The organism is Acidovorax sp. BoFeN1 (genome assembly GCF_003345135.1).
Classification (GTDB): Bacteria; Pseudomonadota; Gammaproteobacteria; order Burkholderiales; family Burkholderiaceae_C; genus Acidovorax; species Acidovorax defluvii.
In genome coordinates this window covers 1-13,115 of record NZ_QOZT01000006.1, presented here as the reverse complement: position 1 = coordinate 13,115, position 13,115 = coordinate 1, and the positions used below count along the sequence as shown (strand labels likewise).

Sequence of the window (13,115 nt, the reverse complement as noted above, 5' to 3'; positions counted from 1 at the left end):
ATGCAAGACAGCAACCAATTTCTCCCCACGCCCCATCCCACGCGCCGTACCTTGCTCAAGGCCGCCGGAGCGGGCGGAGCGCTGCTGATGAGCGTGCAACTGCCGCTGTTGGCCACCAAGGCGTTGGCGGCGCCGGAGGGCGCGGCACGCGCCACCTTCAACGCCGTGGTGCGCATCGGCTCGGACGACGTGGTGACCCTGGTGATGCCTCGCGTCGAGATGGGGCAGGGTGTCTACACCGCGCTGTCGATGATGATCGCCGAGGAGCTGGAAGTCGATCTCGCGCGCGTCCGGCTGGAGCACGCACCGGCCGACGACAAGCTCTATGGGCGGCCGGACGTCGGCGTGCAGGTGACCGGCGGCTCCGGCTCCGTGCGTACTGCGTGGCTGCCCATGCGCCAGGCGGGCGCAACCGCGCGCACGATGCTGGTGGCCGCCGCGGCGCAGACCTGGGGCGTGGATGCGGCCGCCTGCACCGCCAAGGACGGCAGCGTGCTTCACACTGGCAGCGGCCGGCGCTTGCGCTACGGCGAACTCGCGGCCCGCGCCGCGCAGCTGCCCGTGCCCACGCAGGTCCCGCTCAAGGAGCGCACCCAGTTCCAGAAGATCGGCGGCGGCCAGAAGCGGCTCGATGGCCCCGAAAAGGTCAACGGCACGGCGCGCTTCGGCATCGACGTGCAGCTGCCCGGTATGCGCATTGCCACCGTGGCCGCCAGCCCCGTGCCCGGCGGGAAGGTAAAGACCGTGAACACCGAGGCGGCGCTGCGCGTGCGCGGTGTGCGGCAGGTGGTGCGGCTCGACGACGTGGTGGCCATCGTGGCCGACCACATGGGCGCGGCCCGCAAGGGGCTCGCGGCCGCCCAGGTGCAGTGGGATGAAGGGCCCGCGGCGCGCTACTCGACCCAGGCCATGATCGACGAACTGGCCAAGGCGTCGCTGCAGGATGGCGCCACCGCCCGCAAGGAAGGCGACGTGGCAGCCGCGCGCGCAGGCGCGGCGGCCCAGGGCCACCGCAACATCGAGGCCATCTACCAGCAGCCCTTGCTGGCCCAGGCGCCAATGGAGCCCATGAACTGCACGGTGCACCTGCGTCCCGAGGGCTGCGAGATCTGGCTCGGCACCCAGGTGCCGACCCGCGCCCAGGCCGCAGCGGCGAGGGCTGCGGACCTCCCCGTGGAGAAGGTCCAGGTGCACAACCACCTGCTGGGCGGAGGTTTCGGCCGCCGCCTCGACGTGGACTACGTCACCCAGGCCGTGCGTGTTGCCCGTGAAGTCAAGGGCCCGGTCAAGGTCGTCTGGACTCGTGAGGAGGACATGCAGCACAGTACCTTCCGCCCCTACCACTACAACCGGCTGAGCGCCACGCTCGATGCCCAAGGCCGCCCCATCGCGTGGCACCACCGCGTGACCGGCTCGTCCATCATCGCGCGCTATGCGACGGCGGGCTTCAAGAATGGCCTAGACACCGACGCCATCCGCGACGCGGCCGGGCCGTATGACTTCCCGAACCTGCTGGTGCAGTACGTGCGCCAGGAACCGCCCGAGGGGCTGCTCACCGGCTGGTGGCGCGGCGTGGGCCACATGCAGAACGCCATTCCGGTGGAGAGCTTCATCGACGAGTTGGCGCGCGCCGCAGGGCAGGACGCCATCGCTTTCCGCAAGCCGCTGCTGCCCAAGCACCCGCGCGCGCTGCGGGTGCTGGAGGTGGCCGCCGAGAAGTCCGGCTGGGGTAAGCCCCTTCCCAAGGGTAGGGGGCGCGGCATCGCCCTCACGTTCTCCTTCCGCACCTATGCGGCCCAGGTCGTGGAGGTCAGCGTCGATGCCGAGGGCAACGTGAAGCCCGAGCGCGTGGTGACCGTGGTGGACTGCGGCCAGGTGGTGTCGCCCCCCACGGTGGAGGCGCAGGTGCAGGGCGGCACGGTCTTCGGCCTGTCGGGCGCGCTGTTCGGCAACATCTCGATCAAGGATGGGCGCGTGGAGCAGTCCAACTTCCATGACTACCGCGTGCTGCGCATGAACGAGATGCCGGTGATGGAAACCCACATCATCCCGAGCACCGAGGACCCCACGGGCATCGGCGAGATCTCGACGGTGCTCATCACGCCGGCCGTGCTCAACGCCATTCACGATGCCACGGGCAAGCGCATCCGGCGGCTGCCCATGGAGGCGGCGGATCTCAAGGTGGCGTGAGATCGCTGCTCCAGCGGTCTTCCATCACAGGGTGTCGATGTCGCACATCAACCGTTGTCCTCTCGTTTCGATAGAAAGAACCCCCTATGAACTCTCGTGAAGTCGTCGTCGTTTCCGCAGTGCGCACCGCCATCGGCACCTTTGGCGGCAGCCTCAAGGACGTGCCCCCCACCGAGCTGGGCGCGCTGGTGGTGCGCGAATCGCTCGCGCGCGCCAACGTGGAAGGCAAGGACGTGGGCCACGTGGTGTTCGGCCACGTGGTCAACACCGAGCCCAAGGACATGTACCTCTCGCGCGTGGCCGCCATCCACGGCGGTTGCGGCGAAGGCACGCCCGCCTACAACGTCAACCGCCTGTGCGGCTCGGGCCTGCAGGCCATCGTCAACGCCAGCCAGTCCATTTTGCTGGGGGACACCGACGTGGCCATTGGCGCCGGTGCCGAGAACATGAGCCGCGTGCCCTTTGCCAGCCTGAACATGCGCTGGGGTGCGCGCATGGGCGACACCAAGATGGTGGACATGATGATCGGCGCGCTGCACGACCCCTTCCACAACATCCACATGGGCGTGACGGCCGAGAACATCGCCGCCAAATGGGGCATCAGCCGCGAAGACCAGGACAAGCTGGCGGTAGAGAGCCACAACAGGGCCGAACGCGCCACGCAGGCCGGGGTGTTCAAGGACCAGATCGTGCCCGTCACCCTTAGAGCCAAGAAGGGCGACGTGTTGTACGCCACCGACGAGCACTTCCGCCCCGGCGCCACGATGGAGGACCTGGCCAGGCTCAAGCCCGTGTTCCAGAAGGAAAACGGCACCGTGACAGCCGGAAACGCCTCGGGCATCAACGACGCCGCCGCCGCCGTGGTGCTGATGGAAGCCGGCGCCGCCAAGGCCCGTGGCGCCAAGCCGCTGGCACGCCTGGTGGCCTACGCCCACGCGGGCGTGGACCCCAAATACATGGGCATCGGCCCCGTGCCGGCCACGCAGCTGGCGCTGAAGAAGGCAGGCCTTACCGTCAACGACCTCGACGTGATCGAAGCCAACGAGGCCTTTGCCGCCCAGGCCTGCGCGGTGACCAGGGACCTGGGCCTGGACCCGGCCAAGGTCAACCCCAACGGCTCGGGCATCTCGCTGGGCCACCCGATCGGCGCGACCGGCGCGCTCATCACCGTGAAGGCGCTGCATGAACTGCAGCGCGTGCAGGGCCGCTACGCGCTGGTGACCATGTGCATCGGCGGCGGCCAGGGCATCGCCGCGATCTTCGAGCGCATCTGATTCTGAGCTTTCGGCACGGCGTAAATGATCGAACTGCGGCATCTGCGCTATTTCATCGCCGTCGCCGAAGAGCTCAACTTCCGCCGCGCGGCTGAGCGTATCCACATCGACCAGACCCCGCTGTCGCGCACCATACGCGATCTGGAGGAGCGGTTGGGCGTGACGCTCTTCGTCCGGACGCCGCGCAAGCTGCAACTCACCCCCGCCGGCGCCAAGCTGCTCGACCAAGCGCGCGGACTCTTCATCCGCCTGGAGCGCACCAAGCGCGTCGTGCGAGAAACCGATGCCCGTCACCGTGAGCCCCTGCGCATCGGCGTGGACGACAGCACCGCTCAACCGAAGCTGGCCGAATGCCTCGCCCGATGGCAGACGGTGTCTGCTGGCATCCCCATCGAACTCGCGGAAATGCGCACGACGGAACTGCTCGCCGCCCTGCGCAGCGAGGAGGTGGACGCGGGCTTCTCCTTTGGCCTGCCGGACGACGAAGCCATTGCCCAGCAGCCGGCCTGGACGAGTCCGATCGTTGCGCTGTTGCCGCTGGTCCATGAACTCGCTGCGCGCGAGGTGATTTCCCTGGCCGAGCTGTTGTCTTTCCCCGCTATCGCCTGCAATGCCGCCTACCACCCAGGACTTTGTCAGCAGATGGAGGCAATATTTCGGCGGTATTCCGTGGCTCCGACGATCGCCGGCGAGGCGCGCTCGTTGACCGGCTACCTCACCCGCGTGGCCGCTGGGCATGGCGTCGGTGTGGCAGATGCCGATCACATGCAAGCACTGCGGCGAACGGACGTCGTGGTCGTGCCGCTCGCCGAGCCGATCCACTTCACGACCTACGTGCTGCACAAGCACCAGCCCAACGGCCTGCCCGAAGCGCTGCAACGATTCCTTACCCACGCCACCACTTTGCATTGATCGTTACGAGTGTTCGGCGCTGGCGCATGCCGCGCCGCGCCAACGGCCGTGGACGATCGGGGATACCGCTGAGATGCTCCCCTCCGTGACAGCCTGAAGGCTCGCGCCTTCAGAAGCAAAAAGGAGTCGCGAGCCAGCCAACCCCGCCAGCGTACGCCGTGCCACGCCCCAACGGGTGTGCCCCGCGAGCGTTCGATTCCAGACTCGATGCCTGCGTGCCGCAGTGGCACGCGTGTGCTGGAACCCATACGCCAAGGAGGTGGCCCCTATGCCGACGGCAGCGACCGGCATCCTGTTCGGACAGATTTTCGTGGTGCTCGGCGTGGCCCTGGGTGGTGTGTGGACGGCCACGCAATGGACGGCGCATGCGCTGGGCTACCAGCAAAGGCTCGGCCCCGCGTGGTTCGACCTCTCCGGCATGCCGGTCTATGAGCCCTGGAAGCTGTTCGAGTGGTGGTACTTCTACGATGCCTATGCGCCCAAGGTGTTCGAGCGCGGAGGAATCATCGCCGCGTCGAGCGGGATGTTGGCGACGGGCGCGGCCATCTCCATGGCCGTCTGGCGCGCGCGCCTGGCCAAGCGTGTCACGACCTATGGCTCCGCCCGGTGGGCCGAGCCTGAGGAGATCGCCAAGGCCGGGCTGACGAATCCGGCCGGCGTGTTTCTCGGGAAGACCTCCAACAAGGAAGGCGCCTATCTGCGCCACGACGGCCCGGAGCACGTGATGGCCTTCGCGCCCACGCGCTCGGGCAAGGGTGTCGGGCTCGTGGTGCCCACGCTGCTGTCCTGGCCTGGCTCCGCCGTGATCCACGACATCAAGGGCGAGAACTGGTCGCTCACGGCCGGCTGGCGCAGCCGCTTCAGCCACTGCCTGCTGTTCAACCCGACCGATGCAAAGTCCGCCGCGTACAACCCGCTGTTGGAGGTACGTCGCGGCGCCCACGAGGTGCGCGACGTGCAGAACATCGCCGACATCCTGGTCGACCCCGAAGGGGCGCTCGAGCGCCGCAACCACTGGGAGAAGACGTCGCACGCGCTGCTGGTCGGCGCCATCCTGCATGTGCTCTACGCTGGCGAAGACAAGACGCTGCGTGGCGTGGCCAACTTCCTTTCGGACCCGGCCTGTCCGTTCGAGCTGACGCTGCATCGGATGATGACGACGAAGCATCTTGGCGATGCCCCGCATCCCGTCGTTGCCTCGGCCGCCCGCGAGGTGCTCAACAAGAGCGAGAACGAACGCTCGGGCGTGCTCTCCACCGCCATGAGCTTCCTGGGCCTGTATCGCGACCCCACGGTGGCGGAAGTCACCTCGCGCTGCGACTGGCGCATCGCGGACTTGATCTCGGCCGAGCACCCCCTGTCGCTGTACCTGGTGGTGCCGCCCTCGGACATCAGCCGCACCAAGCCGCTGATCCGCCTGATCCTCAACCAGATCGGCCGGCGCCTCACCGAATCGCTCGACGGCTCCGACGGCATCGCGCGCCTCCACAAGCTGCTGATGATGCTCGATGAGTTCCCGGCGCTGGGCCGGCTGGACTTCTTCGAGTCGGCGTTGGCCTTCATGGCAGGGTACGAGCTTCGCGCCTTCCTGATCGCGCAGTCTCTCAATCAGGTCGACAAGGCCTATGGCCCGAATCACTCGATTCTCGACAACTGCCATGTGCGCATCGCGTTCGCCACCAACGACGAGCGCACGGCCAAGCGCATCTCGGAGGCGCTGGGGACGGCCACCGAACTGCGCGCGCAGCGCAACTACGCAGGGCACCGGCTGGCACCCTGGCTTGGCCACCTGATGGTGTCGCGGCAGGAGACGGCGCGGCCGCTACTCACGCCGGGCGAGGTCATGCAACTGCCACCCCAGGACGCTGTGGTGATGGTCTCTGGGCATCCCCCGATCCGGGCCAAGAAGCTGCGTTATTACCTCGACCGCAACTTCACGAGCAGGATTCTGAAGGCACCGGTGCTGGCTGCTGGGGCGTATGCCGATCGCCCTGCGGTGCGACCAGACGATTGGAGTCGGCTGGCGCCCTTGGCGGCTCCGGAAGCCAAGGCAGCAGGCGATGCAGGCGGCTTTGCCGATGAAGGCGGACACCAGCTCAAGCCCGAGCTGGAGATCGCGCCGGTGCAACTGGAGCCTTCGGATGCGGGCGACCTGCTGGTGCTCGACGGCGAGGACGATGTGCCGCTGCGGCCGCAGGACGTGGACCGCCAGCTCATGCGCACCGCGCGGCTGGCCGCGCTGGATCCGGACGACGGGATCGCACTATGAGCCGCACCCGTCTCAACATCTTCGTCGAGCCGGAGCACGCCAAGCGCCTGGACCAGCTGGCGGTGCACAAGGGGGTGTCGAAGTCGGCCGTGATCGCGGCGGCGCTGGCATCGTTCCTCTCTCCCGACGGGGGCGACCAGCGCGAGGCGGCCCTTGCCAAACGCCTGGACCGACTCTCGCGCCAGTTCGAGCGGCTGGAGCGCGACCAGAACGTGCTGATCGAAACGGTGGCGCTGTACGTCCGCTACTTCCTCACGGTCTCGATCCCGGTGCCCGAGGGGCAGCAGGACACGGCCCGGGCGCAGGGCCGGGCCCGCTACGTCCAGTTCATCGAACAGCTCGCGCGCCATCTCCAGCGCGGGCGCAGCCTGGTGCGCGAAGTCCATGAGGACCTTGCGCCCGAGGCCTCCAACCCATCTGCCGCGCCCACCGCGCCTGTCACCGAACCGGAGGAGGCCGACCTTGAGCCCAAAGCCTGAACCCACGTCCACGGACGCATCGCTGGCGCGGCGCATCCGCATGCTGCGCACGGCCATGGGGCCGGAGATCGCGGCTGCACTGGAAGACCCCGAGGTGGTCGAGGTGCTGCTCAATCCGGACGGGTCGCTCTGGGTCGACCGGCTCGGCGCGGGCCGCTTGCCCACGGGCCACCACTTGGCCGCGCCCGTGGCCGAACGCATCATCCGGCTGATGGCGGCCCACGTGCGCGCGGAAGTGCATGCCGGCCTGCCCATCCTCTCGGCCGAACTGCCCGAGACCGGCGAACGCTTTCTGGGCGTCTTGCCACCCGTGGTGCGCGCGCCTTCGTTCGCGATCCGCAAGCGGGCACTGCGCATCATGGCGCTGGCCCAGTACGTGGCCGACGGCATCTTGACCGAGGCCCAGGCTGCATTCCTGCGCCAGGCCGTGCGCGAGCGCCTGAACATCGTGGTGGCGGGCGGCACCAGCACGGGCAAGACCACGCTGGCCAACGCCCTGCTCGACGAGATCGCGGACACCGGAGACCGGGTTCTGATCCTCGAAGACACGGTGGAGCTGCAGTGTCGCAGCGACGACCACGTGGGCATGCGCAGCGAACCGGGCGTGACCACCATGGCCGACCTGGTGCGCGCCACTCTGCGCCTGCGGCCCGACCGCATCGTGGTTGGCGAAGTGCGCGGCGCCGAGGCGCTGGACCTGCTCAAGGCTTGGGGGACCGGGCATCCGGGCGGCATCGCGACCGTGCATGCGGGCTCGGCCGCCAGCGCGCTCACGCGCCTCGAACAGCTGGTGCAGGAGGTCTCCGTGACCGTGCCGCGCGCCCTCATCGCGGAAGCCGTCAACGTCATCGTCTTCATCGCCGGCCGGGGCCGTGCCCGGCGCGTGCGCGAGATCGCGCGCGTCATCGGTTGCGACAGCCAGGGCTACCAGCTCGATACCTCGCTCGGGCCTGCATTCCCTTTGATTTCCCCATCGCCTTCACCCACCTCAGGAGAACCGTCATGACGCATCCACGTCTTTCCGTAAAACCGTACTTGCACGCCGCTGCTGCGGCGGCGCTGCTGCTGGCCATTGCTCTGCCCGCGCAGGCCGCTGGCTCCAACATGCCGTGGGAAGCACCACTGCAGTCCATCCTGGAGTCGATCCAGGGACCGGTCGCGCGCATTGTCGCGGTGATCATCATCATCGCCACGGGGCTGACGCTGGCCTTTGGCGACACCTCGGGCGGTTTCCGCAAGCTGGTGCAGATCGTGTTTGGCCTGTCGATTGCCTTCGCGGCCTCCAGCTTCTTTCTGTCGTTCTTCTCGTTCTCGGGCGGGGCGGTGCTGGCATGACGGCCGCCATTCATGCCTCATCTACAGCCAGTGGCTTCGAGGTCCCGCTGCACCGGTCCCTGACCGAGCCCATCCTGCTGGGCGGCGCGCCGCGCACCGTGGCGATTGCCAATGGCACGCTGGCCGCCGCCGTCGGGCTCGGGCTGCAGCTGTGGATTCCGGGCCTGGTGCTGTGGATCGCCGGGCATTCGCTCGCAGTCTGGGGCGCGCGCATGGACCCGCAGTTCATGCAGGTCTTCGCGCGGCACATCAAGCAGCGGCAGCTGCTGGACGTTTGAGGGCCGCGCCGTGATGTCCCTCACTGAATACCGCCAGCGCCCGGCCTTGCTGGCCGACTGGCTGCCCTGGGCGGGGCTGGTCGCCCCCGGCGTTGTGCTGAACAAGGATGGTTCGTTCCAGCGCACGGCGCGGTTCCGGGGGCCGGACCTGGACAGCGCCACGCGGGGCGAACTGGTCGCCACTTCGGCACGGCTCAACAACGCGCTGCGGCGCCTGCATTCGGGCTGGGCGCTGTTCGTGGAGGCCGAGCGGCGCGAGGCGGCGGACTATCCCGAGTCGGTGTTTCCTGAACCGCTGTCCTGGCTGGTCGATGAAGAACGCCGCGCCGCATTTGAAGAAGACGCGAGCCACTTCGAGAGCAGCTACCACCTGACACTGGTCTACCTGCCGCCGGAGGAGACCCGGGCCAAAGCCTCCCGGCTCCTGTACGAGAACAACCGCGCGGAGGGCATGGACTGGCGCGAACGGCTGGAGGCGTTCGTGGCCGAGACGGAGCGCTTCCTCGGGCTGCTCGAAGGGGTGATGCCGGAGATCGGCTGGCTGGACGACGGCCAGACGTTGACCTATCTGCACGCCTGCGTGTCCACGCGCAGGCATCCGGTGGCGGTGCCCGAGGTGCCGATGCACCTGGACGCGCTGCTGGCCGACGAGCCGCTGACGGGTGGGCTGGTGCCGATGCTCGGGACGCGGCATTTGCGCGTGCTCACGGTGCGCGGCTTCCCGACGTCGACCTGGCCGGGTCTGCTCGATGATTTGAACCGGCTGGGCTTCGCCTACCGCTGGAGCACCCGCTTCCTCTGCCTGGACAAGGCCGAGGCGGAGAAGGAGCTGGTCCGCTTGCGGCGCCAGTGGTTCGCCAAGCGCAAGAACATCGTGGCTTTGCTGCGAGAGACCATCTTCCAGCATGAGAGCCCGCTGGTGGACTCGGATGCATCGAACAAGGCGGCGGATGCCGATGCGGCCCTGCAGGAACTGGGCAGCGATCAGGTGGCCTTCGGCTACGTCACTGCCACGGTGGCCGTATTCGACACCGATGCGACCGCAGCCGACGAGAAGCTGCGGGCGGTGGAGCGGACCATCCAGGGGCGGGGCTTTGTGACCATCCCCGAGACCCTGAACGCGATCGAGGCCTGGTTGTCCTCGATTCCTGGCCATGCCTACGCCAATGTGCGCCAGCCCATCGTCTCGACGCTGAACCTCGCGCACATGATGCCGGTGTCGGCCGTCTGGGCGGGGCAGGAGCGCAACGCCCACCTGGATGGCCCGCCCCTCATCGTGACGCGCACCGACGGTGCCACGCCATTTCGGCTGGTCACGCACATCGGCGACGTGGGCAATACGCTGGTGGTGGGGCCGATCGGCATGGGCAAGTCCGTACTGCTGGCGACCCTGGCGCTGCAATTCAGGCGCTACCCGGGCTCACGCATCCTGGCTTTCGACATGGGGCGCTCGGTCCGCGCCACCATTCTCGGACTGGGAGGCGAGCACTACGACCTGGGCCAGGGCGCGGAGGAGGGCGGGGAGATCGCCTTCCAGCCGCTGGCCCGGATTGACAACGAGGGCTACCGCGCCTGGGCGTCCGAATGGATCGAGGGCCGGCTCAGGCACGAGGGCGTGGCTGTCGGTCCGCCCGAGAAGGACGCGGTGTGGTCCGCGCTCAACAGCCTGGCCAGCGCGCCTGTGGAGCAGCGCACGATGACGGGCCTGTCGGTGCTGCTGCAGAGCAATGCGCTGCGCCAGGCGCTTCAGCCCTATGTGCTGGGCGGTGCCCACGGCCGCCTGCTCGATGCCGACCTCGACCGGCTGGGATCGGCCGAGGTGCAGGGGTTCGAGATGGAGGAACTGATGCACAGCAAGGCAGCCACCCAGGCCGTGCTGTCCTACCTGTTCGCGCGCTTCGATGAGCGATTCGATGGCGCACCGACGCTGCTGATCCTGGACGAAGCCTGGCTGTTCCTGGATGACCCGGTGTTCGCGGCGCGCATCCGCCAGTGGCTCAAGACGCTGCGCAAGAAGAACGTCTCGGTGATCTTTGCCACGCAGTCGCTCGCGGACATCAAGGATTCGAGCATCGCGCCGGCCATCGTGGAGAGCTGCGCGAGCCGCATCTTCCTGCCCAACCCGCAGGCCACCGAGCCGCAGATCCGCGTGATCTACGAGGGCTTCGGGCTCAACGGGCGGCAGATCGACATCGTGGCGCAGGCCCAGCCGAAGCGCGACTACTATTACCAGTCGCGGCTGGGCAACCGGGTCTTTGACCTCGGGCTGGGGCCGGTGGCGCTGGCCTTCGCGGGAGCTTCGTCGCCCGAGGACCAGCGGGCGATCGATGCCGTTTCCGCTGCCGTTCCATCGTCCGACTTCGCGGCCGCCTGGCTGCGCCACCGCGGCCTCGACTGGGCCGCCGACCTCATCCCTTCGTTTCCACCGTTTCCATCCACCACCTGAAGGAGCACTGCCATGAACCTCAAGTCTTCTTTCTTCAAGCCCAAGCTGGCCGCGCTGGTCGCCGCCGGCGCGATCGCGTTCGGTGTCGCCCCGCCAGCGCATGCGCTCTTCGGCATCGGCGACATCGTGTTCGATCCCTCGAACCTTGCGCAGAACATCATGACGGCTGCCAACACGCTGGAGCAGATCAACAACCAGATCCAGCAACTGCAGAACGAGGCGCAGATGCTCAGGAACCAGGCGCGGAACCTGACGGGGCTGGACTTCAGTGCGTTGTCGGAACTGAGGGCGGCGCTGTCGGCGACGAACCAGCTGATCCAGCAGGCGCAGGGGCTGGCCTTCAACGTGCAGCAGATGGAAGGTGAATTCAAGCGCCTCTACCCCGAGTCGTATACCGCCGCGATATCGGGCACACAGATGGCGACCGACGCCCGTGCGCGCTGGAAGCAGTCGCTGGAGGCACTGCGCACCGCCACGCAGGTGCAGTCGCAGGCGGTGCAGAACTTCGCGAGCGACGAGCGCACGCTGACCGACCTCGTGAACCGCAGCCAGTCAGCCGTGGGCGCACTGCAGGCGATGCAGGCCACGAACCAGCTGCTCGCGCTGCAGTCGCGCCAGGCGATGCAGGCGCAGCAGCTGCAGATCACCCAGGACCGGGCCACCGCGCTCGAGCAGGCGCGGCAGGTGGCGGTGCAGGAGCGGGCGCGCGAGGTGCGCCGGCGCTTCCAGGGCAGCGGCACGCCGTACACGCCCTATACCGTGAACTTCTATGGCAACCCGTGAGGCCGCCATGAACAAGATCCTCTTTGTCTTGGTCATGGGTTCTGCGCTGGTGCTGGCCGCCTGCGGCAAGCCCGCGCCCATCGAATCCGTGGAATCGCTGGTCGCGAACCCGGATCGGCTCAAGGAGCTGCGCGCGTTGTGCAAGGCCGACCACGCAAAGGTCGGCGACGCGCAGTGCAACGCGGTGGCCGAGGCCACGCGCCAGCGCTTCATGCGTGCTGCGCCTTCGCCGTATGCGAACGATCCGGTGCATCCCCCGCCGCCGCCCGCGTCGACACCCGCGGCGAAGGACGGGCCGCCATGAAAGACGTCGCGGTCATCGACCGCTTCCTCGATGTGTTCTCGCGCTACATCGACTCGGGCTTTGGCTTGCTCGGGGGCGAGGTGCGGTTTCTCACGGCCACGCTGGTCGTGATCGACATGACGCTGGCCGGTTTGTTCTGGGCCATGAGCCACGCCTCGGGCCAGGGCGATGACGTGATGGCCAAGCTCATCAAGAAGGTGCTCTACGTGGGCGCATTCGCCTACATCCTGGGCAACTTCAACCGGCTGGCGGGGATCGTCTTCAACTCCTTTGCCGGGCTGGGGTTGACGGCCTCGGGATCGGCCCTCTCGCAGGGCCAGCTGCTGCAGCCGGGCCGGCTCGCGCAGGTCGGCATCGAGGCGGGTCGGCCGATCATGGCGCAGATCAGCGACATGACGGGCTTCCCCGACGTGTTCGCCAACCTCGACACCATCGCCGTGCTGTTCCTCGCGTGGCTGGTGCTGATCGTGGCCTTCTTCGTGCTCGCGGTGCAGCTGTTCGTCACGCTGCTGGAGTTCAAGCTCACGACGCTGGCAGGCTTCGTGCTGGTGCCGTTCGCGCTCTGGAACAAGACCAGTTTTCTTGCAGAGAAGGTGCTGGGCAACGTGGTGTCGTCGGGCATCAAGGTGCTGGTGCTGGCGGTGATTGTGGGGATCGGCTCGGGGCTGTTCACTGAGTTCCGCACGCCGCCGGGTGCGGAGCCCTCGATCGACCATGCGCTGGTGGTCATGCTCGCGGCGCTCGCGATGCTGGGTCTGGGCATCTTCGGGCCGGGCATCGCGACGGGGCTGGTGTCGGGGGCGCCGCAGCTGGGGGCGGGTGCCGCCGCCGGCACGGCGCTGGGC

At 68.0% G+C, this 13,115-nt stretch carries 12 protein-coding genes; all 12 read left to right on the top strand.

Going from position 1 to position 13,115, the window contains the following annotated elements; all coding sequences use genetic code 11:
* On the top strand, positions 1-2,190 hold the full coding sequence (locus DTW89_RS02375; RefSeq protein ID WP_114654752.1) for a xanthine dehydrogenase family protein molybdopterin-binding subunit: 2,190 nt from the start codon (positions 1-3) through the stop codon (positions 2,188-2,190).
* Positions 2,191-2,276: 86 nt separating this feature from the next.
* Positions 2,277-3,464: a beta-ketothiolase BktB gene (bktB, locus tag DTW89_RS02370; RefSeq protein ID WP_114654751.1), complete on the top strand. Its 1,188-nt coding sequence runs from the start codon at positions 2,277-2,279 to the stop codon at positions 3,462-3,464.
* Positions 3,465-3,491: 27 nt separating this feature from the next.
* Positions 3,492-4,376, top strand: coding sequence for a LysR family transcriptional regulator (locus DTW89_RS02365; protein ID WP_442858086.1), 885 nt, complete (start codon positions 3,492-3,494; stop codon positions 4,374-4,376).
* A gap of 268 nt (positions 4,377-4,644) precedes the next feature.
* Positions 4,645-6,645 carry a conjugal transfer protein TraG gene (locus DTW89_RS02360; RefSeq protein WP_114654813.1) on the top strand — a complete coding sequence of 667 codons (2,001 nt, stop codon included), beginning with the start codon at positions 4,645-4,647 and terminating at the stop codon, positions 6,643-6,645.
* Positions 6,642-7,124, top strand: coding sequence for a CopG family transcriptional regulator (locus DTW89_RS02355; protein ID WP_236637003.1), 483 nt, complete (start codon positions 6,642-6,644; stop codon positions 7,122-7,124). The genes DTW89_RS02360 and DTW89_RS02355 overlap by 4 nt, the downstream gene beginning before the upstream one ends.
* Positions 7,108-8,130: a P-type conjugative transfer ATPase TrbB gene (gene trbB / locus DTW89_RS02350; RefSeq protein WP_442858085.1), complete on the top strand. Its 1,023-nt coding sequence runs from the start codon at positions 7,108-7,110 to the stop codon at positions 8,128-8,130. Before DTW89_RS02355 ends, trbB begins: the two co-directional genes overlap by 17 nt.
* Positions 8,127-8,459 (top strand): TrbC/VirB2 family protein, encoded by a 333-nt coding sequence (locus DTW89_RS02345; protein ID WP_114654748.1) that lies wholly within the window; start codon positions 8,127-8,129, stop codon positions 8,457-8,459. The genes trbB and DTW89_RS02345 overlap by 4 nt, the downstream gene beginning before the upstream one ends.
* A complete protein-coding gene (locus tag DTW89_RS02340) occupies positions 8,456-8,737 on the top strand; it encodes a VirB3 family type IV secretion system protein (protein WP_114654747.1) in 282 nt (93 codons plus the stop codon). The genes DTW89_RS02345 and DTW89_RS02340 overlap by 4 nt, the downstream gene beginning before the upstream one ends.
* Before the next feature lie 10 nt (positions 8,738-8,747).
* The gene (gene trbE / locus DTW89_RS02335; protein ID WP_114654746.1) at positions 8,748-11,183 is read left to right on the top strand and encodes a conjugal transfer protein TrbE; all 2,436 of its coding nucleotides are present in this window, start codon (positions 8,748-8,750) and stop codon (positions 11,181-11,183) included.
* 12 nt (positions 11,184-11,195) lie between these two features.
* Positions 11,196-11,966, top strand: coding sequence for a P-type conjugative transfer protein TrbJ (gene trbJ / locus DTW89_RS02330; RefSeq protein WP_114654745.1), 771 nt, complete (start codon positions 11,196-11,198; stop codon positions 11,964-11,966).
* 7 nt (positions 11,967-11,973) lie between these two features.
* Positions 11,974-12,270: an EexN family lipoprotein gene (locus DTW89_RS19235; RefSeq protein ID WP_147277616.1), complete on the top strand. Its 297-nt coding sequence runs from the start codon at positions 11,974-11,976 to the stop codon at positions 12,268-12,270.
* Positions 12,267-13,115, top strand: an 849-nt coding sequence (trbL, locus tag DTW89_RS02325; RefSeq protein ID WP_114654812.1) for a P-type conjugative transfer protein TrbL, incomplete at its 3' end; no start/stop codon positions are given. The genes DTW89_RS19235 and trbL, both read left to right, overlap by 4 nt.

What these genes read in the sequence shown, in the direction of transcription:
- DTW89_RS02340 (WP_114654747.1), top strand. Translation starts at nt 8,456, where the DNA reads ATGACGGCCGCCATTCATGCCTCATCTACAGCCAGTGGCTTCGAGGTC.
- bktB (WP_114654751.1), top strand. Translation starts at nt 2,277, where the DNA reads ATGAACTCTCGTGAAGTCGTCGTCGTTTCCGCAGTGCGCACCGCCATC.
- trbJ (WP_114654745.1), top strand. Translation starts at nt 11,196, where the DNA reads ATGAACCTCAAGTCTTCTTTCTTCAAGCCCAAGCTGGCCGCGCTGGTC.
- DTW89_RS02360 (WP_114654813.1), top strand. Translation starts at nt 4,645, where the DNA reads ATGCCGACGGCAGCGACCGGCATCCTGTTCGGACAGATTTTCGTGGTG.
- DTW89_RS02345 (WP_114654748.1), top strand. Translation starts at nt 8,127, where the DNA reads ATGACGCATCCACGTCTTTCCGTAAAACCGTACTTGCACGCCGCTGCT.
- DTW89_RS02375 (WP_114654752.1), top strand. Translation starts at nt 1, where the DNA reads ATGCAAGACAGCAACCAATTTCTCCCCACGCCCCATCCCACGCGCCGT.
- DTW89_RS19235 (WP_147277616.1), top strand. Translation starts at nt 11,974, where the DNA reads ATGAACAAGATCCTCTTTGTCTTGGTCATGGGTTCTGCGCTGGTGCTG.
- DTW89_RS02355 (WP_236637003.1), top strand. Translation starts at nt 6,642, where the DNA reads ATGAGCCGCACCCGTCTCAACATCTTCGTCGAGCCGGAGCACGCCAAG.